Source organism: Microvirga sp. GN3 (assembly GCF_055792825.1).
Window position 1 is genome coordinate 20,994 of the sequence record NZ_JBVVAK010000068.1, and the last position, 23,686, is coordinate 44,679.

Below are 23,686 nucleotides of genomic sequence, written 5' to 3' on the forward strand. Positions count from 1 at the left end.
AAACAATGATGACCACAAAGAACGCCGATCCGATTACCGTCGAAGTCGTCCGCAACGCCGTTGTTGCCTACGCGGACGAGATGGCCGAGGCGCTCTGCAAGTCCGCCTACAATATGATGATCTACGAGGTGCGCGATTATTGCTGCGGACTCTTGGATACAGAGGGCCGCATGATCTCGCAGAACCGCGGTGGGTTGCCGATCTTCCTCGCCGATCTTGGCGTGGCCGTGGAGGATGGCATTCAGCGCTACGGTTTGGAGGGTTTCTCCGAGGGCGATGTGCTGGTGATGAACCACGGCCACATCTGCGGCCAGCACCTGAACAACGTCGTTGTCTATGCTCCCTGCTTCCATAATGGCGCGCTCATCGGCTTTGCGGCCAACCGCGCCCACTGGGTCGATATTGGCGGCAGTCGGCAGGGGTTCGGCTCGAATGCCACGACGGACATCTACAGCGAAGGGCTGCAGATGCGTTCCCTCAAGATTTACAAGGCCGGCGAGCTTAACGACACACTCTATCAAATCATCCGCGACAATATTCGCTATCCTGAAGCAAGCCTAGGTGACCTGCGTGCTCAAGTGGCCGCGTGCCAGATCGGCGCAAAGCGGTATTCGGAACTTGTCGCACGCTATGGACGCGGAACGCTCGAGGACTGTGTCAGGGCGATTTGGGAGCACACGGACCAGTCGGTGCGACGCGTGATCGAGCAAATCCCCGACGGCGTCTATAGTGCTGAGAGTTTCCTCGACAACGATGGTCGCAATCTAGGCACTCCGCTAAAAATCAAAGTGGGCGTGATCATTTCAGGCTCGACCATGACAGTTGATTTTTCTGAGATGCACCCGCAGGTGAACAGCCCGCTGAACTCCGGCCGCTCGGGGGGCATCGCCGCCGCGCGCGTCGCATTCAAGGCGCTGACCTCACCGGAACTCGACGTCAACGAGGGCTGCTTCCGTGCGCTCGACGTCCAATTGCCGGATGGAACTATACTGAGCGCCCGTCCTCCCGCGGCGCTTGGCCAGTGGAGTATCGCGCTTCCCACAGTGATCGACACGATCCTGAAGGCGCTTGCCCCGGCTGTGCCGGAGCTCATTCCAGCCGCACATAAGGGCGATATGGGGGGATGCTCGTTCTTTGGTTTCTACGAGGACGGGTCGCGTTTTCTACTGATGAATATCTTTGGCGGAGGCTGGGGCGGACGCCCGCAAGAGGATGGTGAGTCAGCGGCCGTATCGGTCTGTCAGGGCGACGTCCGCAATACACCTGTCGAACTGCAAGAAATAAAGTATCCATTCATTATCGAGCAGCATGCCGTAAGGACAGATTCCGGCGGCGCAGGTAAGCACCGGGGTGGACTTGGAGTCGCGCTCACCTATCGCTGCCTGCGTGAATGCCGCGGCAACATCAACTTTGATCGCACCGTCACGCCTCCATGGGGCCTCCACGGCGGCAAGCCGGGTGAGGTGAGTGTTGCCATCATCGAACGCACCGACGGCACACGTGAGACGGTACAGAAGGCAACGGATGTTCATTTTCGTGCCGGCGATCGCATCACTTTCCTTACAGCCGGCGGTGGCGGCTATGGCGATCCGAAGAAGCGGGCGAGACAGGATGTAGAGGAGGATATCGCGATGGGTCTCGTCTCTGCCAGCGCAGCCTATCGCGATTACGGCTACACCGAACTGCCCGAGAAGATTGCCGCCAACTCATGAGCACGGTCATGGTAACCGCCGAAACGCGTAAGAGAAGAGTGGCCGAGGCGATGAGGGAGGCCGGGGTTGAGGCGCTCGTTCTATATGGCAACGCCTGGCAGAACGACTATCTGCGCTATGCAGTCGACTTTGGCATTCTCGAGGGTGAAGGGATCGCAGTGGTCCACCGTGACGGCGAGATAGCGCTCTATCTCGACAACCCGATCGAAGTCGAACGTGCCTCAGTCGAATGTCCAGACGTCGATATCAGAGCGGCCCGTGATCTCGTCGGCGCCGTGTCCACGGTGATCAGTCGCTTAGGCAATAGCCGGATCGCTGCAGGCCCAGCCCGTCACCTTCCATATGGGCTTGTTTGCAGCGGGAAGCGGTTTGAGGACGCGACTGCGCTGATAGACCGCCTGCTGATGGTCAAAGCGGATGACGAACTCGAATGGGTTCGCAAGGCTGCGCAGATGGCGGACGAGGGTTATGCCGTGTTCCGAGCCGCAGCTCGGCCGGGGCGCCAAGACTATGCTCTTATCGCAGAAATCGAGGCGTTTTACCGTGCAAAAGGTGTCGACGACAATTTCATGATTATCGGTGTTGGCGGACCGGAGGTTCGCGGCATGGCGCCGCCTTCAGGCAAGCTGCTCAAGCCGGGCGACATGGTCACGACCGAACTCACGCCATGCGTCGGTGGCTACTACGCACAGATCTGCCGAACTCTGGTGGTGGGCGACCCATCCGAAGCACAATACCGGGCCTTCGGCATCTTCAAGGAGGCTCTTGAGGCGGGAATCGCAGCCGTGAGGCCAGGCGTAACGGCCGCCGAGGTGGCCCGCGCGGAGAATGATGTCTTTCGACGCTACGGCCTCGGCGACTATGTGACCAGCGAATACACGCGGGTGAGGGGACACGGCGTAGGCCTATTCCCCGATACGAAGCCACAGATCCTAGAGGACGTCACGACGTCCTTGGAAGAGGGAATGTCGATCATTGTGCATCCGAATACGTACCACCCGGAGGTGGGATACATCGTCCTGGGCGATACGCTGATCATCGGTAAAGATGGTCCCGAAGTACTGGCGCGCACGAAGCGCGAGCTGTTCGGCAGCCCTGTCGAAAAGGAGGCGGCATGCGACGTGGTTTGATGCTTTGGCGTGAACAGGAACTTTCGGTATCGGACGTCCAGATACGTCAGCTCCGACTGGAGCATGCCGTGCGGAGCGCGGGCTTCGACGCCTTTCTGATCTACACGAACCATGTCCGGTCAGCGGGGGTGACCTATCTTACCGGATTTACCCCATACTGGGCTGATGCGCTCCTTCTCATGGTTCCCGGACAGCAGCCTCTGTTCGCTACGGCACTTTCGAAGCGCGTCGGCAACTGGATCCGCTCTGTCAATCCCACGGCCGAGATCGCCCATTCGCCCAAGCCGGGACGCGTTATAGGCGAACGTCTCGCTTCCTACGGCTGCCGTCGGGTCGGAGTCCTGGAGCTTGACCGCCTTCCGGCAGGGCTCGCTGAAGAAATGACGGCCGTTGCAGCTTTCGAATTCCTCGACGGCTCACATGTCTTTGCCGGCGTGCGAAGCGAACCAGATGAGCGGGAGCTCAATCTCGTGCGCCGGGCCGACACGCTGGCGTGCCAAGCGTTGAACGAGGTGGATCCTACCTCTGCGCATCTCGGAGAGATGCTCGGCCAGCTCGAGGGCATGGCCCGGCAAGCCGGCGCTGAGGAGTGCTATGTCGCTGTCGCTCCCGATCTTAGCCGGGATGCTCGCTTGGGCCGTCTAAGCCACGCAGCGCCTGGCGAGACTTTCGCCATCCGCCTATCGTTAGCCTATAACGGCGTGTGGACCCGCAGGACCAAGACCTTTTCCCGTGATCCTGATTTGCAAGAGCAACTAAAAAAGGTCGAAGACACGTTTGAGCGCCGCTTGTCCGACTTTGATCCTGCGATTCCGCTCAGCCATCAGCTGTCGGAGCGATCCGGGACCTCAGCCATCACGCTCGTTGATTGGCGAATAGAGGCGCCTCATGGGACGCTCCCGCTCGTGCAGGTCGCCGGAAAAGAGCATGATGCCATACCCAGGATGCCGTATGGAATTCTGAGCGCAACATTCGATCTTGAGCGTACGACCGTGCTCGCTGCCGGGCCTGTTGGTCTGAACTCACCAAATAAGGTCAGGGAGGTAGCCGCTTGAACGCACGCGATCTTCTAGCACCTCTGACTGCGATCGATGGGCGGGACCCAGTGCTCCAGGCCCGCGCTGGGCTGCATGCCGCTGATGCCTTGGCGTGTTTGACAGTGGGAGCCCGCTCCTCGGAGGGGCAGGCGCTGATCGCTTACTATGAAGATAGCGGATTGAAGCTGCTGTTTGCTGCGGCGGCGGCGGCCGCAGCAATCATAAGGTTTACGGAGTGGGACGACATCCATGTTTCCTCCTGCGTGACGCCAGGTGCGATTGCTGTGCCTGTTGCTCTGGCGCTTGCCGAGGATGAGTCCCGTTTTGTCGCCGCGATTTGTAGCGGCTATGCGGCTGGCACAGCCTTAGGCGAAGCCATCGGCGGCGTTTCGGCACTTCCAGGGACGTGGCCTGGATTGCTCGCCGCCCCTGTGATTGCGGCAGTCACTGCTTCGGCCGCCCTTGGTCTGTCTACGGAAGAGGGGGCAGAGGCACTCGTTTTGGCTCTGGCCGGAAGCTCAGGTCGTCATGGGCGTCCAGTGGGAGTTCCGTCAGCCCGTTGGCTCGTCATTGGAGAGGCCACGCTCAAAGGGATCCGAGCAGCTTATGCGGCAAGATCTGGATTCAAGGGCGATCTCAATTTGATCTCGTCCGATTGGCTGATCGCTCAGAGTGCTGCTGCTGCCGAATGGCGGGCCTTGCGCCCGGATGCCATTCTGTCAGTGGGTCTAAAGCCCTTTGTCGCTGCGCGTCAGGGTATCAACGCCATTGAAGGCTTCCGCCAGGTTCTCGCGTCAGGCACCGCGCCTCGGTCGATCAACGAAGTTCGCGTAGCGCTGCCTCCCGAGGCAGTGCCGGTGGTCAGTCGTCCCCTTGACCCAATGGATCGTCTTTCAACCATCGCTCATCTCGGCCTTCAGTTAGGCATAGCGGCTTTCGATCCGGCACGTTTGAGCGATGTCAGCAGAACGCAAGCGTTTAGCTCTGAGATACTCGCGTTTGCCGAGCGGGTGACAGTGATCCCCGATGAAAGCCTGTCAGGGGAGAGCTGGCCGGCGAGAGTCTCGGTACGCATCGGAGCAGGGTGGGTTGAGCGCCATAGCTCCTCCGTTCCCGGCGATCCCGGCAATCAGGATTCCATTCGCGACTTGGTGATATGGAAGATTGCAAAGATCAGTGGCCAGGATTCCAGCAGGCGTGATGCGCTTGAAGCCCTGATGGGGATGAAGGACGGGTCGGTGCAGACCGCCTATAACTTGTTATGCGGAGCGCTTGCCCAGGAGGCAGACGGCGAGAGCCTGCGCCTAAGAGCGATGCGCCGGACAAGCATTCAATAGAAACGGCCAACGAGCTGATGATAACAGGGAGGAAAGCAATGTTAAGTCTCTTCAAGACAGTTGGTGTAGCCATCGCCGCGCTGACCTTAGGCGCAGGCGCTTCCTACGCGCAGAACGCGCCCGAAAAGGCCGATATCACGATCGGACTGCCAGTCACCACGTCGACCTTCATCCCGCTTTATTTGGCCGAGACGGAAGGCTTCTTCAAGGAGGAAGGCCTGAACGTCCAGATCGTTGCGTTCAAAGGTGGCACCGATCTCGTGCGCGGAATGGTAGCAGGCGCTGTGGATGTCGGTGTAGGGGCTCTTTCCGAGGCCCTCGTGGGCGTGGAGACGGGGCAAGGTGTAAAGGTCTTCTACGGCGGCCTCAATATGGCGGTCTTTGACTGGTATGCTGTGCCAAAGATCAAATCCCTAGCCGAGGCGAAAGGAGCCCGGTTCGGGGTCACGACGTTTGGCTCGTCCACCGACTTCCTTACGCGTTACGCGCTCACGACCCACGGCACGGATCCGAAGAAGGATGTCAAAATCATTCAAGGTGGCGGCTCGGCTGCGCGTCTAGCAGCCATGGACGCCGGTCAGCTCGACGTCAATATCTTCGCGACACCGGAAAAATTCCTGGCTGCCGATCAGGGATATAGAATGATCATGAGTCAGAAAGAAATCGCGGAGGACTACCCCTTCCATGTATTCTACGCGAAGCAGGACTTCCTTCAGGCGAGCCCGAATACCATCAAGGCGCTTCTTCGCGCCTATGTGAAGGGCGTGCGGTTTACAAAGGCCAACAAGGAGCGAGCTGTTGAGATTCTCGTTCAGAAAGTTGGCTACGAGAAGAAGTATGCTGACCGTGGCTACGATGATTTCATCGGCGCTATCTTCGAGGATGGGCGACTGCCGAGCGAGGCCGGCATGAAGGCCTTTTGGGCTATGGGCATCCAGAGCGGTACCTATAAGGAAACTTGGCCGCTGAGCCGTTTCTGGGATCCGACTTATGTGAACACATACAACCAGTGGAAGCCCGAGTGAGTTGAGCTGCGGTGAAACTCCTACCCCCTGCAGCTGGATGAAAGCCCAGCTGCAGGGTCCAACTCTAGAAATGTAATGCGCTGAGATCAGCAGCTCAGAGGAGCAGCGAGCATGGCCGGAATCGAGATCCGAAACCTGAGAATCGAATATCGAATGCCGAATGGCGAAGAGCTTTTCACAGCTGTGAATGATGTCAGCCTTTCCGTCCGTGATGGTGAATTCGTTTCCATCGTGGGGTCCAGCGGATGCGGGAAAAGCACGTTGCTCCTATCCATCGCAGGCCTCGTGAAGGTCGCACGAGGTTCGATCGCGATCGACAGACGTGTTGTGACGGGGCCCGGGCCCGACCGCGCCGTGGTCTTTCAGGATGCTTCGCTTCTGCCGTGGCGCACCGTGCTCGGAAATGTCCGCTTCGGACTTGAGATGCAGCGTTGGACCGGTGGCAACTACACAGACCGAGCTATGTCCATGATCAGACTCGTTGGGCTTGGCCGCTTTGCTGACTATTACCCTCACCAGTTGTCCGGCGGAATGCGCCAGCGCGCGAATATCGCACGTGCCTTGGCTGTTGATCCTGAAGTGTTGCTGATGGACGAGCCCTTCGGTGCACTGGATGCGCAAACGCGCGAGATCATGGGGGAGGAACTCCTGCGGATCTGGGAAAACGACAAGAAGACTGCGCTTTTCGTGACCCATGACATTGATGAGGCGATTTTCCTCTCCGACAAGATCGTCGTGATGGGCCGTAATCCGGGCCATATCAAGGAGGTGATTGAGGTGGATCTTCCGCGACCGCGTACTCCTGAGATTCTAGACACCCCTCGCTTTACCGAGTTCCGCCGCAGGCTTCGCGCACATCTGGCAGCCGACATGGCCGGCATGCATCTCATGGAAGAGGTTGCATGATGGTAACGGCCGTGACTTCCGTCCGCAATGCGAGTAGGCGCAATGTGATGCAAGGATGGTATCCGAAGCGCTCCAGCATAGTGAGTGTTCTGTCCGTTGCTGCGTTTTTCATTCTTTGGCAGATTGCGCCAGAATTGGGCTGGGTGAATGGCCGGTTCACAAGCCAGCCCAGCCAAGTCTTCTTTGCAGCGATTGACGTCGTCCTCCATGACAACTTTTTCTATCATGCTCGAATCAGCCTAACTGAGCTGTTCCTAGGCTTTGCAATCGCACTCGCTATCAGCATCCCGTTAGGGGTTCTACTCGGTACGTCGCAGACCGCGCGGTACCTGATCGATCCACCTCTAATGGCGCTTTACATAGCACCAACGCTGGTCCTGCTACCGATCCTTGTGATCTGGCTTGGTATCGGCATGGCTTCAAAAGTGGCGGTTGTATTCCTCGGGGCGCTCTTTCCGATCGTCGTCAACACTATGGCCGGTATGCGCGAAGTAGACTCAAAACTTGTCCGCGCTGCCCGTTCCTTCGGGGCAAGCAAATTCGACATCTTCATACAAATTCTAATTCCGGGTTCGCTACCTTCGATCCTCACGGGTGTGCGACTTGCCGTAGGACGGGCTGTGCTGGGCGTCGTGGTAGGTGAACTGTTCGTCTCCCAAGCCGGTATTGGGCACCAGCTCAATACTTATGGGTCGTCCATGCGGATCGATCGACTACTCGTCTATGCCCTTGTCGTTAGTGCCTTCGGATTTACGCTGACAGCTGCTGTCAGGGCTCTTGAGGCACGCGTACGCACTTGGAGGCCTGAATGATGATGGACATCTTCATGCGTCGACAGGCGCTTTTCCTCGGAACATTTTCCTTACTCGGTATCGTCGTACTCTGGCAACTGGCGGTCTCCTCAGGAGCGATCAATCCGTTCTTCATCTCGACCCCTGCTGCGGTTTGGGAGGAGTTCCTTGTCCAACTCGGCGATGGCTCACTCTTCATCAACATCGCCGCAACCCTCTATTCCTTCGCTCTTGCTCTCGGGCTCGCAGTGGTCGTTGGTATTGGCCTCGGGATGCTGGCTGGATGGTTCCGGGATGCTGAGGCTGCGCTCGAACCTTTCATCTGGTTTAAATACTCCGCGCCGACAGTTGCCTTCTACCCGTTGTTCATTGCTTGGCTTGGCTATGGGACACCGACAATCGTAGCGATCGCCTTCCTGTTCGCCTTGACGCCGATCTACGCCAATACTCTGTCTGGCATCAAGAACGTGGATCGGGATCTCAAGAGAGTGGCGACCTCCTTCGGAGCCCGGCCGCATGACGTCTTCTTCCGCATCGCGTTGCCGGGATCCGTGCCGGTCATTGTTGCGGGCCTGAGACTTGGAGTAGGGCGGGCGCTTACCGGAGTTGTGGTGGCGGAGCTTTTTGGCGCCAACGCTGGGCTCGGCTACTCGATCGCATACTATGCTCAGATGCTTCAGACCACCCGGATGATGGTATCCATTGTGGTCATCATCGTGCTCGGTGTGGCGCTGACGCAGGCCCTCTCCTTTGTCGAAAGACAAACGGACGCCTGGCGAACCAGTCCCGATGCATAAGAGCGAAACTCTCTGGAGGGTAGATCCATGAAGATCATCGACTCGCATTTTCATTGGTGGCCAAGTTCGGTTCTGGAGCATCTCCACAAGCGGCACGGGTTTCCTCGTGCTGATCCGAACGATCGCGGCGGCTACACCTATCGCGGTGCAGGCGAGCGCAGCGGCGCCGTTGCGAGTTGGGCAGAGTGGTATGATCTCGATCGCCAGCTCGAGCACATGGACGCACTCGGCCACGAGGTCTCAGTCGTTTGCTCGATCGGCCCCCTGTCCATAGCCTTTTCCGAGCTTCCAATCGACGAGGGCCGCGACCTCGCGTTGATGTGGAACGAGGAGATGGCGGGAGCGCAAGGGCGCTATCCCGGCCGGGTCTGGGCAAGCGCTGCGATCCCGCTCAGCGATACAGGGGTCGCTCTGGAGGTCATGGATCATGCGGTGAGCGACTTAGGTCTCATGGGCGTCAATCTGCCCGGCAGCGTCGGCCGCGACGGACGGATTGATGATGAGCGGCTCGAGCCCTTCTATGCGCGTGTCTCCGAACTTGGTCTACCGATTTTTCTCCATCCGACTGATGCTGTTTTTGCGGATTTGCTGGAAGGCTATGGGGGCGCCCTCCATTTGAGTTTAGGCAGGGTCGTGGAGGTAAGCACCGCTGCAGCGCGCCTCGTATTGTCCGGTCTGATGGAGCGGCATCCGGGCCTCAAGGTGGTGCTTTCGCACACAGGTGGCGCTCTCCCCTATCAGTCCGGCCGGATGGACAAGAACACCAAAACGGCCAACCTACCGAAGCCGGTCAGCACATACCTGAAGCGTATGTATACTGATACCGTCTCGCCTCACGCGGCCGGTATGAAGTTCGCAATCGAATATTACGGTAGCGACAATGTCATGTATGGCACCGATTACCCGTGCTGGGATCCGGCAACTGCCCTGAAGCTGCTGAGTGAGATCGAGCTTTCAGCGGTGGATGAGGAAAAGCTGTTTCGAAGCAATGCCAAGCGCATTCTCGGATTGAAGGAGCCTGGTGTGACGCTGGTGCGTAAATAGATCAGGGGTGTCGCGCCAAGTCAGGGGAAAGGTATAGAGGCGGTCTGCGGCTTTGTTGCACGGATCGGATTATGCACGCGTTGAAGGCCCAGGAACGCCCATTCAAGCGATGCGGACGGACTTCGGGCGTCCAAGCTCAAGCATACGGTTCAGGGCATGAACGGCGATGGCCATCTCAGTCCTGCGGCATTGGTCGGTCCGCGAGCGTAAGCCGTCCCCCATCACTCGCTTGAGGCGGCTGACGGACGCCTCCACCAAGGCACGAAGAGTATACCCGGACCGCTTCTGCCAACCCCTGCGTCCATGCTCAGTAATGCTTTGGAGGTGCAGGTCGCGCTGGGTCGGCGCGCTCTCTGCCATGTCACTCGGCACCGCCGTTGATCGCGGTGGGACGATCACCTGGGCATCAGGATAGCGCTCAGCGACCGCGCTGTAGGTCCCGGTCTGATCGTAGGCTCCATCGCCCGTGAAAGAGGCGAGTGGAGCTGTGATCTGGTCGAGCAAGGGCTCCACCTGCGAGCCATCGTCGGCATCGGCGGTCGTCAGCTCCGAGGTGAGGATCTGTCCAGTCTCGGCATCCACCCCGATGTGCAGCTTGCGCCAGGATCGGCGCCTGCGGGTGCCGTGCTTCTCAAGCAACCACTCGCCGGGTCCGCAGAGCTGAAGGCCTGTGCTGTCGACCAGCAGGTGAACAGGCCCGGCGGAGCCCGGACATGGCTTTGGCACCTCCAGGGTTTCGGCTCGCCGGCTCAGGGTTGAGTGATCGGGCACCGCCAGATCCAGACCCAGGAGTTGGAGGATCGAGCCGATCAGCTCTTCGGTTTGGCGCAGGGCCGACCGGGACACCGCCCGCAGCGTCAACGCTGTCCTGATCGCCAAAGCCGAATAGTGGGCTTGACCACCTCGTGTCATGCGCGGCTCAGCCTGCCAGGCTGCAATCGCTTCCTCTGTGAACCAGACTGTGAGACTGCCTCGTTGACGCAGGGCAGCATCATATTCGGACCAGTTCGTCACCCGGTACCGCTGCTTCGGGATATGATGACGGCGCGCGGCATTGGCTTTGAAGGGCACGGCAGATGTCCGAGATCAGGGGAGCACAATTCTCCTAAGCCACCCAGCTTCAGCTACCAAATCGTCCATTCGTGCAACAAAGCGATTGGGAGGAGCAGCCCCTCAGCCTGAGAGCAGAAGTTGGTAGGCGTGATCGCCGCATTCAGCAGCGATGGCCGGTCCGCCGGTCATCGCAACGACAAGACGGTCTGATTGGCGCAAGCGGGGAAGTTCGCAAGCTGTTCGGGACGTCCGATAATAGGATACTGGCAAATATAACGGGCGAAGATCCGTCACCCCCGCGTATCGATGGCCATAAGGACGGGTGGGCAAACAGTCACGCATCTGCTTTAGCATCTCGGCACGTTAGCCATTCCTGTGAATGGGGTTGCCCCAAGCGTTTCATGAGGACCCCATAAAACCTCACGCTCTTCCGATCGAGCCTTACAACCTTGGTGATGTCGTGGGCGAGTTAATTGACGTTGGGTTCAGGCTACCATCCGGCCCCTACTGTTGGCGGTGCATGATTCACCATACTCCCCGCTAGGGGAGGTTTGGCCTTCCGTCGATCAGAACCAGAATGGCTTACCTATGAAGCTACGACGGTTAGCGCCGCCTGTGCCGAGATTACTTGCGAGGCCCTGCACTCCAGCTTTGCCAATCCGCGACTATTGTGTGAGCGAATTTGGCACCAACCCGATAGGCATTCGTCACCGAGGGAATATACCCGCCCGACTTCGCCGTTAGAGATTCGATGGGCGTCTGACCTGATCCTTCCCGGTCAAAGTTCGATGCAGTCCGCAGAACTGCAACTCGATCAAATTCGAGGAGGTTGGCATCCGCACCACGACGCAGGGCTGTCAGAGTTGAATTATCCTCTTGCTGGGTCGTGCAATAGTTGGCCTCGCCATTCGTGAGCAATTTAGCCCAGGCTTCCATAGTCGCGCCGAATTTGGAGCCATGCCACCACGTGTCCATGGAAATGGTATCGCAGATGCTTACACGCGGCGCCGCATCCGCCGGTGCGGCCATGTACCGAGCCCGGTAGGCTTTGGCAGCATCGCTATCGGCCAGTTCCACGTCCTTAGTGAGATTGTATGCCTTCTGCAGCAGGTCTTCGTTCAGCCGGTAGACTTCGGTGCCGTACTTGAGTTCAACCTTCTCACCGGGCCGGCTTGCACCGATCGCAACGTAGCCGGAAGCCCAGTCCTGTGGGATGTCGCGAGCGTCAACCTCGTTCTGGAGACCACCGTCAATAGCAAAGCGAGCCCAATGAGCCGAGCCCAGGGTGCCGTCGGCCGGATCGACACCTGCAATTCCGGCAATCAGAAAGTAGGTCTTTGAGAGATCGAACAGGCCACTGTAGATCAAGGCCGAAACCGAGCTGGCGGCATTGGCATATCCCATGCTGGTGGTCATCAGGCACAGGCCGGCATCCGTGCAGGAGACATCAGGGAAGCTCTTTGACAGGCCGGGAACCGCCACCTTCCTGGAGAAGTGTTCACTGTCGAGCCAAGGCTTGGCCTCACCGGCAAACATGGTGATGACCATGACCTTTGGGATGATCCGCTGAGGAGCTTCCTGAGCGGAAAGTGTCAGTGGAAGGCCAGCCGCAACAACGCCCAAGAGACCCATTCCAAAACGGCGCAACATCATCAGCTCCTTACTTCGGCAAACCCAGTTTTGACTCAGCCCCGATGGAGGGCTTCCAGTAGTGTAAGCCCTGGTGTGTCTATCAAGATTGGGGAGAAAGGCCACCTGAAACCTTGCTGATCGCGCGCAGGACCTGGTCCATCCGGCGGAGCGTACCATCGCAACGCGTTGAGGCCCTCGAAGCCTCGCTCGCGGCCGAGTAGTCGTGAACCTCCTCGATGGTCCCTCCGACCAGTTCGGCTCATTCTGTTCGCAAGAAGCCAACCTTCTAATAAACCGCCTCGCTTAGACCTGCGCTAAATGACTAAGAGGCTGGTGAGCAATTTTATTGCTCGATCTAAGCCTTTGACTCACCATATGTTTGGAGCTGGCTGCTGCTGCGGATGGGTCGTTTGACGATCCGGGAGCCCCGCCATGGATGCCTGTTCCTACGCCAGCGATCTCAACGATGCCGAATGGGCACTGCTCGAGCCCCTCGTCCCTCGCAGCCATCCAGCGGGACGGCGGCAGACCTATCCGTTACGGCGCATCGTCGATGCCATCTTCTATCTGTTGCGCACCGGAGCGCAGTGGCGGCTGCTGCCGCATGAGTATCCGCCGCGGTGCACCGTTTTCTATCACTATGCGCAGTGGCGCGAGGATGGCACCTGGGAGCATGTGACCCAGGTTCTGCGCGAGAGTTACCGCTGCAGGATCGGCCGCAATCCTCAGCCGACAGCAGCGATCATTGCCAGCCAGTCAGTCAAGACCACCGAGATGGGCGGACCACGTGGTTATGATGGTGGCAAAAAGATCAAGGGCCGCAAGCGCCATCTTCTTGTTGATACGCAAGGCAATCTGCTGAAGAACAAGGTGCAGCCCGCCGACATCCATGACCGCGCCGGAGCCGAGCTCTTGTTGGAGGGGCTGCAGCATCTGTTTCCGGCCATTGAGTTGATGTGGGCCGACACGGCTTATCGAGGGCTGAAGGACTGGTTGCGCAGAGCCCTGGGCTGGAGATTATCCATCCCGCAGCATTGGTGGAGCGGCGGAACCTGGATGCGGATTGACGCAGAGCCGCCGACGCGCCCGAGCGGCTTTCAGGTGCTCGCACGCCGATGGGTGGTGGAGCGGACCATCGGCTGGCTCACCACCAACCGGCGGCTGGCGAAGGACTACGAACGCCTGATCGAGACCGGCGAGATGCTGCTTTATCTTGCCATGAGCCGCATTCTGCTGCGCCGTCTCACGCGAAAAGGCGAAAGATAATTGCTCACCAGCCTCTAAGACGCATCAACCGCCTGTATCGGCAGACAAGAAAAAGCCGGGCGCGAAGCCCGGCGAAGTTTAGGTCCGACAGATCAGTCAAAACCTTCCAGAGGGAACGGCCGATACGGCAGCGCCGGGAGGAAGAAGGCGGTGCCGCGTTGAAATCAGCCGCTGCTCATATCGGCGGCATCGCGCCTCTTTGCAATGCAGCATGCCTCATGAAGAGGCTGCGTTGGGGACATGGCTTGGCTACGGGTCTCTGACGCCGCTCAGTTTGTCAGGGATTTCTGCCGGACGGCATTCGATTTCGAAAGGATCGGCCCTCAGCCCTGCTGGCGCTTGACTGCGAAGCGTACCGTGATCGGAGCTGTTGCCAATATCCTTTTTCGTAGCTGACCTTTTCCCTACGGGACGCCGCTGCACGCAAGCGATCAATGCGACAGGGCTCACCGGTGGTGCAGGCGGACAGACGTGAACACCGCAGCGTGAGCCGCTGCCGCCTCAGGCCACTTGGGTTGATCAAGTGACGCCCACCCGAACGTGCACCAACAGCGGTGCGGGTTCGGCTTGGGCCCGTGCTGATCTCACCAGGTCGCCGGATGGAGGCGGCGCTTCCAGCGCTCGCTGCGTGGGAGTTGCGCTGCCGCGGCTTGGCGTCTCGTCACCCTCGGAGGGACAGCTTTCGATGATGTCACAATTGCGGAGAGGCGATGCGAATCTGCCTCCTCAGGAGCAGGCGACGGTTGCGACGCAGGCTCCGATGCCTCGACCTGCCCAACGAACTCGGAAGGCTTCTTCCGGCGTATCCGAGCCGTCTTCTTTTCGGTTCCAAGGTCGTCAACCTGGACGTCAGAGACGGAGGGTATGCTCTCTTTCGCCGTTGGAGCACCATCCATCTGCAATCCGGATTCCAGGGTCGATGGCGTCTCTGGCAGGTCTTCAGGATTCCTTATTCCGTCTGCATGCAAATCGAGTTCGATCTGCCCCTCATCGTCCTTCGATCTGGCAGTCCGCTTGCGGCGCATAGGCTCGATTGGCTCAGGGTTGCTGAAAGCAGGTTCGATGATGCTCGGCAGAATGCGTGGGGCTATCACCGGTGCGGCGTCAGCTGGAGGTTCTGCAGTCTGGATCAAGGCGGAGGTCTGATCCGGCGGTACTGCGAACAGGCGCCGTGGCGGAAGGTGAGAATGCTGGCCTTGGGTGCGGGATTTCTTGATCTCGACAGAAAAGGGCTTTTGCTGACGCTTCATCTGAGCAATGGCTTTGGACTGAAAATGATTTTGATACGGGGTGGGTTGGTGAATGGCAGGAAAGCCTCGCCTCGTGGCGTCGATCTGCCCTCCCCGCACCTCCGTCCATATCCGGGATATATGACCTCTCGCCCGTCTTGGCAAAGGGAAGCGCCTCGTGCAGGGCAGAGGAGCTTCCTCCCAGGGAGACACGGCCTCCAGCCGTTCCTTCTATTGCGCGACAATCTGGATTGGGAGTGCGCGGCGATCAGGCTGGTGATTGGCTGTCGCGGCGGGAATGATGATTGTCGCGCCGCGACACAGATGCAAGCGCTTTCTTGATTGTCGTTGCGAGCGTCAATCAGGATGAGGTTTTAATTGTCGCGCGCGTCGGCGGGCGTCCCGGCCCGCGTTTACGCTCGATGGCGGTTCTGCGGCGATAGCTCTCGACATTCATCTCGAAGATCGTCGCGTGGTGCACCAAGCGATCCACCGCGGCGAGCGTCATCGCTTGATCCGGAAAGATCTTTCCCCATTCGCCGAAGGGCTGATTGGCCGTGATCAAGAGCGAGCGACGCTCGTACCGGGCGCCGATGAGTTCAAAGATGACGCTGGTTTCCGCCTGATCCTTGCTGACATAGGCGAGGTCATCCAGGATCAGCAGATGGTACTTATCGAGTTTGGCAATCGCCGCCTCGAGCTGCAGATCCCGCCGTGCCGTCTGCAGCTTCTGCACCAGATCGGTGGTGCGGGTGAACAGCACCCGCCAGCCGTTCTCCACCAGGGCCAGGCCCAGCGCAGCCGCCAGATGCGATTTGCCCCCGCCCGGCGGGCCGAACATCAACAGATTGGCGCCCTTCTCGAGCCAGCTGTCCCCGGCCGCCAGCGCCATCACCTGCGCCTTGCTGATCATCGGCACCGCGGAGAAGTCGAAGCTGTCGAGGGTCTTGCCGGGAGGAAGACGGGCCTCGTCGAGATGGCGCTGGATGCGCCGGCTGGCGCGCTCGGCCATCTCGTGCTCGGCCAGAGCCGCCAGAAAGCGGGCTGCTGGCCAGCCTTCCTTGTCGGCGCGAGCCGCGAAGTCCGGCCAGATCGTCTTGATGGCGGGCAGCCGCAGGTCGTTGAGCGCCAGGGTCAGGCGACCGGCATCAATGGCATCGGGGCTCGTCATGCGACCTCTCCCTGCTCAACCATGGCAAGTTCTTCGTAGGCGCTGAGTGGCGCATAGGAGACCGTGATGTCGGGCACGGCACCGGCATCCGGCCTGAAGAGCACGCGCAAGCTCTTGAGATCCGGCAGCCGGCCGGCCTTCAGATCCTCGTCGAGGCGCTCGGCGAGTTCGGCCTCGCAGGCGCGCTCATGCGCCAGGGCGAGCAGATCGACCATGGTGCGGCAGGCGGTCCGGGCGGGCAGTTTGGCGCACATGGCCTCGAAGGCGCGAGCGTAGGCTTGTCGGGGAAAGAGTTGGTCGCGGTAGACCAGCCCCATCAGGGCCATGGGCTTGCGCCGCAGCGAGTGGATCACGTGCCGGTACTCGACCACATGCCCGTGCCGGCCGTTGGGATGGGCCCGCCCGCGCGGCAGCGTCATCTGGTGTGTGCCGCCGAGATAAACCTCGAGGCGATCATCAAACAGGCGCACCCGCAGCCGATGGCCGATCAGGCGCGAGGGCACGCTGTAGAACACCTTGCGCAGGACGAAGCCGCTGGTCGAAGTTACCGTGACGATGGCGTCCTCGTAATCGGCGGTGCGTCGATCCGGCAACTCCTGAAGGGCAGCGCGCTCGACCGCGATGCGCGGGGCCACACGAGCATTGCGGCGCCCGACCACCTCGTCGACGAAGCGGCGGTAAGCCAAAAGATCGGCGAAGTCGCGTGAGCCGCGCAGCAGCAGGGCATCCTCGATCACCTTCTTGAGGTGGCCGTGCACGCTCTCGATGGCGCCGTTCTCGTGGGCGATGCCGGTATTGTTGCGGCTCGGCTCCATGCCGTAATGGGTGCACAGGGCATCGTAGCGCCGGGTCAGGTCCTCGCGCGCGTCGCGATCGAGATTGCGGAAGGCGGCCGAGAGGCTGTCGCTGCGGTGTTCGCGTGGAGCACCACCCAAGGCCCAGAGGGCATTCTGCAGACCCTCGGCGAGCGCGACATAGCTCTCGCCGCCGAGCACCACATGGGCATGCTCGAAGCCGGAATAGGCGAGCCGGAAGTGATAGAGCCGGTGATCGAGAGGCTGGCCGGCCACCGTGATGGAAAGATCGGCCATGTCGGTGAAGTCGGACAGGCCCATGCGTCCGGGCTCGTGCACCTGGCGGAAGATGACCTCCTGCTCGGGACCATGCAGGGCGCGCCAGGATCGGACGCGGCGCTCCAGAGTGCGGCGAATCCCGGTGCCGAGTTCGGGATGGCGACGGATGATCTCCTCGAAGAGGGCCACGGGGCGCAGGCTCGGGGCGGCTTGCAGCAGCGGGACGATCTCGCTGTCCCAGACGCGTGCGAGCGGATCGGGGCGCCGGCGCCCGCGTGGAACCTTCTTCTGGGAGGGCAGCCGCGGGTCCTTGTCAATGCGGGAGGCGGTGGAGGGGCTGAAGCCGGCTTTGGCAGCGGCGATCGGGGCGGTGTTGGTTTGGCGAAACTTCATGTACAGCCTCATCTGGCAGTCGGTGATATGGCGGCCGGGCAAAGGGCGGATTCCTCATTGGCGTGAAGACATCCAATCCTTAGCCGGTCGGCCACGACTGCCAGACGGTGCGATCCGTACGGATCGCACCGTCACCTCTCATTCTGATTGCCGCTCAACTTCCACCCTGATCGCCGCGCGGCATTCCTTCACCGACAGGGACAAAAAGGCCTGATGATCGGCACTTTGGCTGTATCGGAGTGGGCACAGATGCCGAAGGATCTACCCTCAGAGCGCAGCCAGCAGGAGGCTGAGGCCGATTAGGGCCGCAAAGGAGACGGCAAACCGGACAGCGGCTTGGGTAAACGTCGGAGTGACGGGCGCAAAGACGGGTGCTGCGACTTCGGTCGGCGGCATGATCAACACTTTCGATGAATGCGGCTGGTTCTGAAACGGGGCATACGTGGCGGCGATCAAGGGTGATGCTCGGCCCGCGCTCTATGGCCGATTCCGGCGCCGATGTCTGTCACCGGCAGGCAACATAGTGGATCTTGCCGTGGCGGTCGGCTGGCCGTCGAAAGCAGTCTTGCCGGAGGCTCGGAATCGCCTTGTTGCACGAATGGGCGGGTTGGTGCCTTGATCTGGATGTCATAGGAAGGCTGTGCCCTCCTGATCTCGGATCTCTACCGTGCCGTTCAAGACCAATGCTGCTCGCCGGCACCGCATTCCGAGACAGCGGCACCGGGTGACGAACTGGTCCGAATACGATGCCGCCCTGCGCCAGCGGGGAAGTCTCACCGTCTGGTTCTCTGACGAGGCGATTGCCGCCTGGCGGGCCGAGCCCCGCACGACACGAGGCGGTCAGCCGCACTATTCCGCTCTGGCCATCAGGACAGCGCTGACCCTGCGGGCGGTGTTCCGGCTGGCGCTGCGTCAGACCGAAGGCCTGATTGGCTCGATCCTCCAACTCCTGAGTCTCGATCTGGCGGTGCCGGATCACTCGACTCTGAGCCGGCGTGCCGAAACCTTGGAGGTGCCAAGGCCATGTTCAAACTCCGGAGGACCTGTTCACCTGCTGGTCGACAGCACAGGCCTGCGTCTGTGCGGACCCGGCGAGTGGCTGATCGAGAAGCATGGGACGCGGAGACGCCGATCCTGGCGCAAGCTGCACATCGGTGTCGATGCTGAGACCGGACAGATCCTGGCATCAGAGCTGACTTCCAATGAGGTCGATGATGACTCACAAGTTGGGCCCTTGCTCGATCAGATCCCCGGCCCACTTGCCTCGTTCATCGGCGATGGAGCCTATGATCAGGCTGGTATCTACGGCGCCATCACCAAGCGTCATCCTGATGCGGACGTGATCGTTCCACCACGAGCGACTGCCGTGCCGAGTGATACGGCAGAGAGCGCTCCGACCCAGCGCGACCGGCATCTGCACGGCATCGCGGAGCATGGACGTGTGGGCTGGCAGAGGAGATCCGGGTACACGCGTCGGTCACTTATGGAGGCATCTATAAGCCGCTTCAAACGAGTGATCGGTGAAGCGCTGCGCTCGCGGACAGACCGACGTCGCATCACCGAGATCGCGATTGCGGTTCATGTCCTCAACCGCATGCTTGAGCTTGGACGCCCGAAGTCTGTCCGCCTCGCTTGAGGTCGGGCTGCGAGTGCATTCACTGCGTGCACAATCTCATCCGTGCAACACAGCCATCGGCGTTCCTACACCGCACCGCCAGCTGGATCCGGTACTCCGCACCAGTTCATTCGCCAACGTCAGAGATCCCTAATTCAAGTCTGTCCGCAGCTTCGCGCCCCGTCTCTGAGCGTCCTTCAGGTAATCGACCACGACAGATGGTAGCTCGCGCCGTTGACCGGAGGCGCGTCGCTGAAACGCATCGAACTCGCCCTTGCGGATCATTGCTGCCTCAAAGCTCAGTCCAAAACGGTCGACAATATCCTCAACCGTATCGGTCGACCTGAGGAGATAGTTAGGAGCCAGGAACATCGCAGCGAAACGTCTAGCCTCACTCTCCTCTTTCTTGGCTTCTAACAACGATCTTCCAGCGGTCGGTTGGGTCGTGCTCCTGGTGCGAACACCCGAGTGCCGCATGGCGAAGTGCCCAATCTCATTGGCGATGGCCATTCGCGCTCGTGGCTCACCCCTCTGCATGGCACCGACGACACTGTCACGCATCCGCAGGACGCCCTTTCGGGCCTCCCATTGCGCCTCGGCATCGGGCATTTCGGCGTCAGGGATCTGCTGGTAACTGAAGTGCCGAAAGCGGGCGGTGAGCTTTTCGATCACGTTCCTCAGGTTGGGGCGGCTCTGGTTCTGAAGACCGAGTTCCCGTCGCAGAACCTTCACGCGCTGCTCAATCTCTTCATCCGTGACATGCCGCAACATATCGGGCCTCTGGATCATAGAGACTACTAAATATAGAATACGGTGAGTTCTCTAGGTTTGCAATCCCTTTCACGGGATCAAGCTCGGAAGCGCAGTCCAAGACGAAGCACGTGGGTGGGACAGAGAGCCTGAGCGATTGAAAGAAGCCTTTCGCCAAGATGTCCGCACCGCCATTGCCATGGTTGACGCTGAAATCGAAGCACGATGTCAGGCGAGCAAGGGCTCAATCGTTTGATCTTAGAGCGTGTTAGTCACCCAGGCGTGGACGCAAAGATCAGCCTAAGACCCTTAAATCACCGGCGGCTGATCATCGGCGAGAAGCCTGATACACAGTCCGTGGTGCCGGAATTGAGCAGAGCGACTTGGCTGATCGCACGCCAGCGCGATTGGCCCCAAAGCACTCAGAGTTTGGACTTGGATTGCTCCCTTTCTGTCCGAGGGCTGGAAGAGGACACGCTTGAATGTGAACTCTCCTCCTGAAGGAAATAGGTATTGGTGAGCGCTGTAATTCTGCGGCCCAGCCCCTGATCCTCTTCGCGGTTATCGGTCTCGAGGATCTCGAGCCTGACTTCAAAATCCGGATCGCAAATGAGAAGCGCCGGTTCCTGCTCGTCGCCCGGGCTGTCCAGGAACCAGCCCTCATCCGGGTTCGGGTCGTCCGGATGGAGACCCGCATTCAGGCTCGCGACAAGGTACCGGGCGAGACGATCGTTGATCCGGGTGCCATCATCTTCGCCAGGGATAAGCCGGGGCTCGCCTCGCGGATCCCGGATGACGTGCTGCCGATGTCTTCCGGGTCGGGCGAGGAACAGCGTCCACTGTGACGACGGGTTCATGGCCTTCTCCTTTCGTCATTGGACGGCCGCGGAGGTCCAGGATCATCCCCGGCCGACCGAGAAAGTGACGGCGCATCACTGCGCTCCTGCGCCCCTGGACCTGCTTAGGTTTTGGTTCACAGAGTCAAGAACGAGTTCTGAGCCTTTGCGAGCAATCGCTGGTGACAATTCTCGTTCTTGTCCCCGTTCTCCACGAGATTCACAGGGATTGACCTCTCTTCAGAACCCTGATGACCAGAAAGAGCAGGCTCGCCCCACGACCATCTCCACTTCGGTCCAGACTGTGCGACTCCGGCGGCCCCCGATTGAACCCAGACGGGTCGGACAACGCTAGTCTGGGCTGATCTCAGTCGATCCAGGCGGCGTGACCTCGATGCCGATTGGGCATTTCCCGACGGAGATGATCCGCATGGTGTGTCCCAGCGGCAAGGTCACCTCTTGGATGGTCACGGTCTGCGGAGAAGGCGCGCTGTAGAGAACGAAGGCCTCGCGCTTGGCTTCGAGCTCCTGCTGCCAGAAGACATAGAACTCGCGGCCGACCAGGACCTTCTTGCTGGCCAGCAACGGCCTCATCCGGGAGCTGAGCGGCGCATCGTCGACCCGGAAGCCCATCGCTTTGAGCTGGATGAGTAGAAAGGCGGCATTGCGTATGGCAACGGCACCGTGCGACCGCGTTGGCATGGATCGGGTGGAATTGGCCCAGACCTGCACCTCCTCGAAGTCGAAGACCTGTGCCAAGCCGTCGATGGAAAGACCAGCAAGCCGCGGATCCATGGCGGCAAGCAGTTCCTGCAGGGAGGCTGAATAGATCCATCCCCGCGTCAGGCTTTCCTCGATCAGGTCTGCGAAGCTTTCGGTGAAGGTGAACTCGTGCGATGGCAGTGGTTCTTGAGCTTGCGCGATCAGCCGCTCGAAAGTGTCCAGCTCCCTGTCTAGGGTTATAGGTATATCTTCAGTCCTCTTCAGCATATTTCCCAGCCACTTCTAAGATGTGTCCTGCTCCTCACCAGCCTTGGAATGGCTTTATTGTTAAGATTGGGGTGGACATCCCGTAGTATTACTGCTGAATCATGAAAGCAGTCTGAACCTCTGCTGATCAGCCGCATCCGCCGCGTTTCGGAAACAGTCGGCATAAACCGTCCATCAACACATTTGCGAAAAGCTGAGTCGAGCGCCGCCCTCAAGGGATCTTGGCCATGTTCAGTGTGCGTCTTGTTGCCTGCGCGACAGTGCTCCTCGTGCTTGTTCCAAGTTCAGGATCGGCTGAGCCTGACTTTGATGTGCTCGACATCGATGTGGATTGGCAGCTTGCGTCGCTTCCGCTGCCGCCTGATCTTGAGCCGATCGCCACATCCGCCATTCTGGAGATTGCTTCTCCTCCCCGGGCTCTCAAAGATCGCTCCACGTACTTGCCTGCCATCGCCGAGGAGGCCGCAGCCAACGGGGTGCCGCCGGTCCTTGTCGATGCGGTGGTGCGGATTGAGAGCCGGTACGATCCGACTGCCGTTGGCAGCATCGGCGAGATCGGGCTCATGCAGGTGAGACCCAAGACCGCCGCACTGCTGGGGTTTCAAGGAACCTCTGCCGACTTGGCCGAGCCGAGAACCAATCTTCGCTATGGGGTGGGATATCTGGCCAAAGCCTGGCGGCTCGCCGACGGTGACCTGTGTCGCGCGCTGATGAAGTACCGCGCCGGACACAGTTCAGACACGATGAGCGCGCTGAGCATCGAGTACTGCCGACGAGCTCGCCAGCATCTTGCTGCAGTGGGAGCTCAACTAGGAACTCAAGTTGGAACGCTCCCACAGCCGGCGATCCGCACGCGAGATCAAGACCGAGGTAAAGACATTAAGCGCAAGCGCCCGGCAATGCGTACGGTCACGGCATCCACAGCTCCTCGTCCCTATGTGAGAGAGCGGATCAGCCTCAGCAGGTTCCAGGAGGCTGGAAGAGCCAACAGAGATTGGAGCAAGAAACATCGCGTTGACGAATGGGCGCGCAAGAAAGACCGCATCGCCCGGCTTATGCACCGAACGCCATCTCGACCAATCCGTCTGAAACTGGCAATGCCGAAAAGTCGGGTTGCTTCGCGTTAGCGCAGCGGCAATCTCAATGGTTAGTCTGTCATTCGGCTTCGGATTGGGCCCTCGTCACCGACGAGGCACGACCTCCTGCGTGTAGGACATTCTTTGCTCTGAGAGAGGGTCACAAGCGCACTGATGATGATCCCTTCAATGTGGCCATTTACTCCGAAGGGTTAGGTGTTTGCGTCTGCTCGGGCGGAGGCCAAGATTTCTGCGCCGATTGACATCTCATCGCTCGCTGCGAACGACAGGGTGGAGATTCCTTGCATCGTCAGCCGTTACGGCGGTGCTCCAGCGATTGCCCGGAAAAGTGGTAGTAGCCATGCCAGCGGCATCGCGACAAACCATCGGAAAATGTTCAAGTCGATCCCTAACGATCTGCCAAGCATCGGCAGAAGAAAGATGATCCCGAGCAGAACCAGGAAACCGAACCGCTCCAGCTTCGCAAATGGCCTTGCCAGGACGTTGGGCAGAACGCTCAAGACGACGCGGCCCCCGTCCAGGGGCGGCAAGGGAAACATGTTGAAGATCGCCAAGACCAGATTCAGCAGGATCGACTGATAGAGTGCCTGAACCACCCAGGGTACGATCGCCCCCGGCAGCACCCAGACAATCCGCAGGAGACCGGCGGACGCAACAGCCAGCAATACATTCGCCAGTGGCCCGGCCATGGCGACAATCGCCATGTCGCGGCGCGGATGGCCCAGACGCGCGAACGCCACGGGGACGGGCTTCGCCCATCCAAACAGGAAAGGGGCCTTAGTCACAAAGAGGAGAGTTGGAA

The 23,686-nt window shown here is 59.9% G+C and carries 21 protein-coding genes; 12 read left to right on the top strand and 9 right to left on the bottom strand.

The features are described from left to right. Positions 1 to 5: 5 nt before the first annotated feature. From ACS5Q1_RS27085 to ACS5Q1_RS27125, 9 genes are all read left to right on the top strand, one after another. The gene (locus ACS5Q1_RS27085) at positions 6 to 1,712 is read left to right on the top strand and encodes a hydantoinase B/oxoprolinase family protein (RefSeq protein ID WP_473101084.1); all 1,707 of its coding nucleotides are present in this window, start codon (positions 6 to 8) and stop codon (positions 1,710 to 1,712) included. Positions 1,713 to 1,720: 8 nt separating this feature from the next. After that, positions 1,721 to 2,842 (top strand): M24 family metallopeptidase, encoded by a 1,122-nt coding sequence (locus ACS5Q1_RS27090; RefSeq protein WP_473101085.1) that lies wholly within the window; start codon positions 1,721 to 1,723, stop codon positions 2,840 to 2,842. Beyond that, a complete protein-coding gene (locus ACS5Q1_RS27095) occupies positions 2,827 to 3,897 on the top strand; it encodes a hypothetical protein (RefSeq protein WP_473101086.1) in 1,071 nt (356 codons plus the stop codon). The genes ACS5Q1_RS27090 and ACS5Q1_RS27095 overlap by 16 nt, the downstream gene beginning before the upstream one ends. Further along, positions 3,894 to 5,216, top strand: a complete 1,323-nt coding sequence (locus ACS5Q1_RS27100) for an MmgE/PrpD family protein (protein WP_473101087.1) — start codon at positions 3,894 to 3,896, stop codon at positions 5,214 to 5,216. Before ACS5Q1_RS27095 ends, ACS5Q1_RS27100 begins: the two co-directional genes overlap by 4 nt. A 38-nt stretch (positions 5,217 to 5,254) precedes the next feature. Next, positions 5,255 to 6,241 carry an ABC transporter substrate-binding protein gene (locus tag ACS5Q1_RS27105; RefSeq protein ID WP_473101088.1) on the top strand — a complete coding sequence of 329 codons (987 nt, stop codon included), beginning with the start codon at positions 5,255 to 5,257 and terminating at the stop codon, positions 6,239 to 6,241. Positions 6,242 to 6,352: 111 nt separating this feature from the next. Further along, positions 6,353 to 7,147 (top strand): ABC transporter ATP-binding protein, encoded by a 795-nt coding sequence (locus ACS5Q1_RS27110; RefSeq protein ID WP_473101089.1) that lies wholly within the window; start codon positions 6,353 to 6,355, stop codon positions 7,145 to 7,147. Then, positions 7,144 to 7,959 (top strand): ABC transporter permease, encoded by an 816-nt coding sequence (locus ACS5Q1_RS27115; RefSeq protein ID WP_473101090.1) that lies wholly within the window; start codon positions 7,144 to 7,146, stop codon positions 7,957 to 7,959. The genes ACS5Q1_RS27110 and ACS5Q1_RS27115 overlap by 4 nt, the downstream gene beginning before the upstream one ends. Then, on the top strand, positions 7,956 to 8,735 hold the full coding sequence (locus tag ACS5Q1_RS27120; RefSeq protein WP_473101091.1) for an ABC transporter permease: 780 nt from the start codon (positions 7,956 to 7,958) through the stop codon (positions 8,733 to 8,735). The genes ACS5Q1_RS27115 and ACS5Q1_RS27120 overlap by 4 nt, the downstream gene beginning before the upstream one ends. Positions 8,736 to 8,762: 27 nt before the next feature. Next, on the top strand, positions 8,763 to 9,779 hold the full coding sequence (locus tag ACS5Q1_RS27125) for an amidohydrolase family protein (protein WP_473101092.1): 1,017 nt from the start codon (positions 8,763 to 8,765) through the stop codon (positions 9,777 to 9,779). A gap of 102 nt (positions 9,780 to 9,881) precedes the next feature. On the opposite strand, the gene ACS5Q1_RS27130 is transcribed toward ACS5Q1_RS27125, so the two are convergent. After that, entirely contained in the window at positions 9,882 to 10,850 is a 969-nt protein-coding gene (locus ACS5Q1_RS27130; protein WP_473101093.1) for an IS5 family transposase, read from the bottom strand. 606 nt (positions 10,851 to 11,456) lie between these two features. Beyond that, a complete protein-coding gene (locus ACS5Q1_RS27135; RefSeq protein ID WP_473101105.1) occupies positions 11,457 to 12,482 on the bottom strand; it encodes a purine-nucleoside phosphorylase in 1,026 nt (341 codons plus the stop codon). 414 nt (positions 12,483 to 12,896) lie between these two features. Between ACS5Q1_RS27135 and ACS5Q1_RS27140 the strand changes: the two genes are divergently transcribed. Continuing rightward, a complete protein-coding gene (locus tag ACS5Q1_RS27140) occupies positions 12,897 to 13,730 on the top strand; it encodes an IS5 family transposase (protein WP_473101094.1) in 834 nt (277 codons plus the stop codon). Positions 13,731 to 15,320: 1,590 nt separating this feature from the next. Here the strand turns inward: ACS5Q1_RS27140 and istB are convergent. The 3 genes from istB to ACS5Q1_RS27155 all read right to left on the bottom strand — a co-directional run bounded on the left by istB (position 15,321) and on the right by ACS5Q1_RS27155 (position 17,992). Next, positions 15,321 to 16,130 (bottom strand): IS21-like element helper ATPase IstB, encoded by an 810-nt coding sequence (gene istB, locus ACS5Q1_RS27145; RefSeq protein WP_473101095.1) that lies wholly within the window; start codon positions 16,128 to 16,130, stop codon positions 15,321 to 15,323. Next, on the bottom strand, positions 16,127 to 17,638 hold the full coding sequence (gene istA, locus ACS5Q1_RS27150) for an IS21 family transposase (RefSeq protein ID WP_473101096.1): 1,512 nt from the start codon (positions 17,636 to 17,638) through the stop codon (positions 16,127 to 16,129). The genes istB and istA overlap by 4 nt, the downstream gene beginning before the upstream one ends. Positions 17,639 to 17,863: 225 nt before the next feature. Then, on the bottom strand, positions 17,864 to 17,992 hold the full coding sequence (locus tag ACS5Q1_RS27155; RefSeq protein ID WP_473101097.1) for a hypothetical protein: 129 nt from the start codon (positions 17,990 to 17,992) through the stop codon (positions 17,864 to 17,866). Positions 17,993 to 18,263: 271 nt separating this feature from the next. Here ACS5Q1_RS27155 and ACS5Q1_RS27160 point away from each other — a divergent pair, with 271 nt between their 5' ends. Continuing rightward, positions 18,264 to 19,232, top strand: a complete 969-nt coding sequence (locus ACS5Q1_RS27160) for an IS5 family transposase (protein ID WP_473101098.1) — start codon at positions 18,264 to 18,266, stop codon at positions 19,230 to 19,232. A 129-nt stretch (positions 19,233 to 19,361) separates the two neighbouring features. Here ACS5Q1_RS27160 and ACS5Q1_RS27165 read toward each other — a convergent pair whose 3' ends face one another. The 3 genes from ACS5Q1_RS27165 to ACS5Q1_RS27175 form a co-directional block, all read right to left on the bottom strand. Continuing rightward, on the bottom strand, positions 19,362 to 19,982 hold the full coding sequence (locus ACS5Q1_RS27165) for an ImmA/IrrE family metallo-endopeptidase (protein WP_473101099.1): 621 nt from the start codon (positions 19,980 to 19,982) through the stop codon (positions 19,362 to 19,364). 401 nt (positions 19,983 to 20,383) lie between these two features. After that, the gene (locus ACS5Q1_RS27170; protein ID WP_473101100.1) at positions 20,384 to 20,818 is read right to left on the bottom strand and encodes a hypothetical protein; all 435 of its coding nucleotides are present in this window, start codon (positions 20,816 to 20,818) and stop codon (positions 20,384 to 20,386) included. Between the two features lie 330 nt (positions 20,819 to 21,148). Then, on the bottom strand, positions 21,149 to 21,787 hold the full coding sequence (locus tag ACS5Q1_RS27175; protein ID WP_473101101.1) for a hypothetical protein: 639 nt from the start codon (positions 21,785 to 21,787) through the stop codon (positions 21,149 to 21,151). Between the two features lie 227 nt (positions 21,788 to 22,014). Here ACS5Q1_RS27175 and ACS5Q1_RS27180 point away from each other — a divergent pair, with 227 nt between their 5' ends. Next, positions 22,015 to 22,914 carry a lytic transglycosylase domain-containing protein gene (locus ACS5Q1_RS27180; RefSeq protein WP_473101102.1) on the top strand — a complete coding sequence of 300 codons (900 nt, stop codon included), beginning with the start codon at positions 22,015 to 22,017 and terminating at the stop codon, positions 22,912 to 22,914. A gap of 266 nt (positions 22,915 to 23,180) precedes the next feature. On the opposite strand, the gene ACS5Q1_RS27185 is transcribed toward ACS5Q1_RS27180, so the two are convergent. Then, positions 23,181 to 23,686: site-2 protease family protein (locus tag ACS5Q1_RS27185; RefSeq protein WP_473101103.1), on the bottom strand; the 506-nt coding region annotated here is incomplete at its 5' end.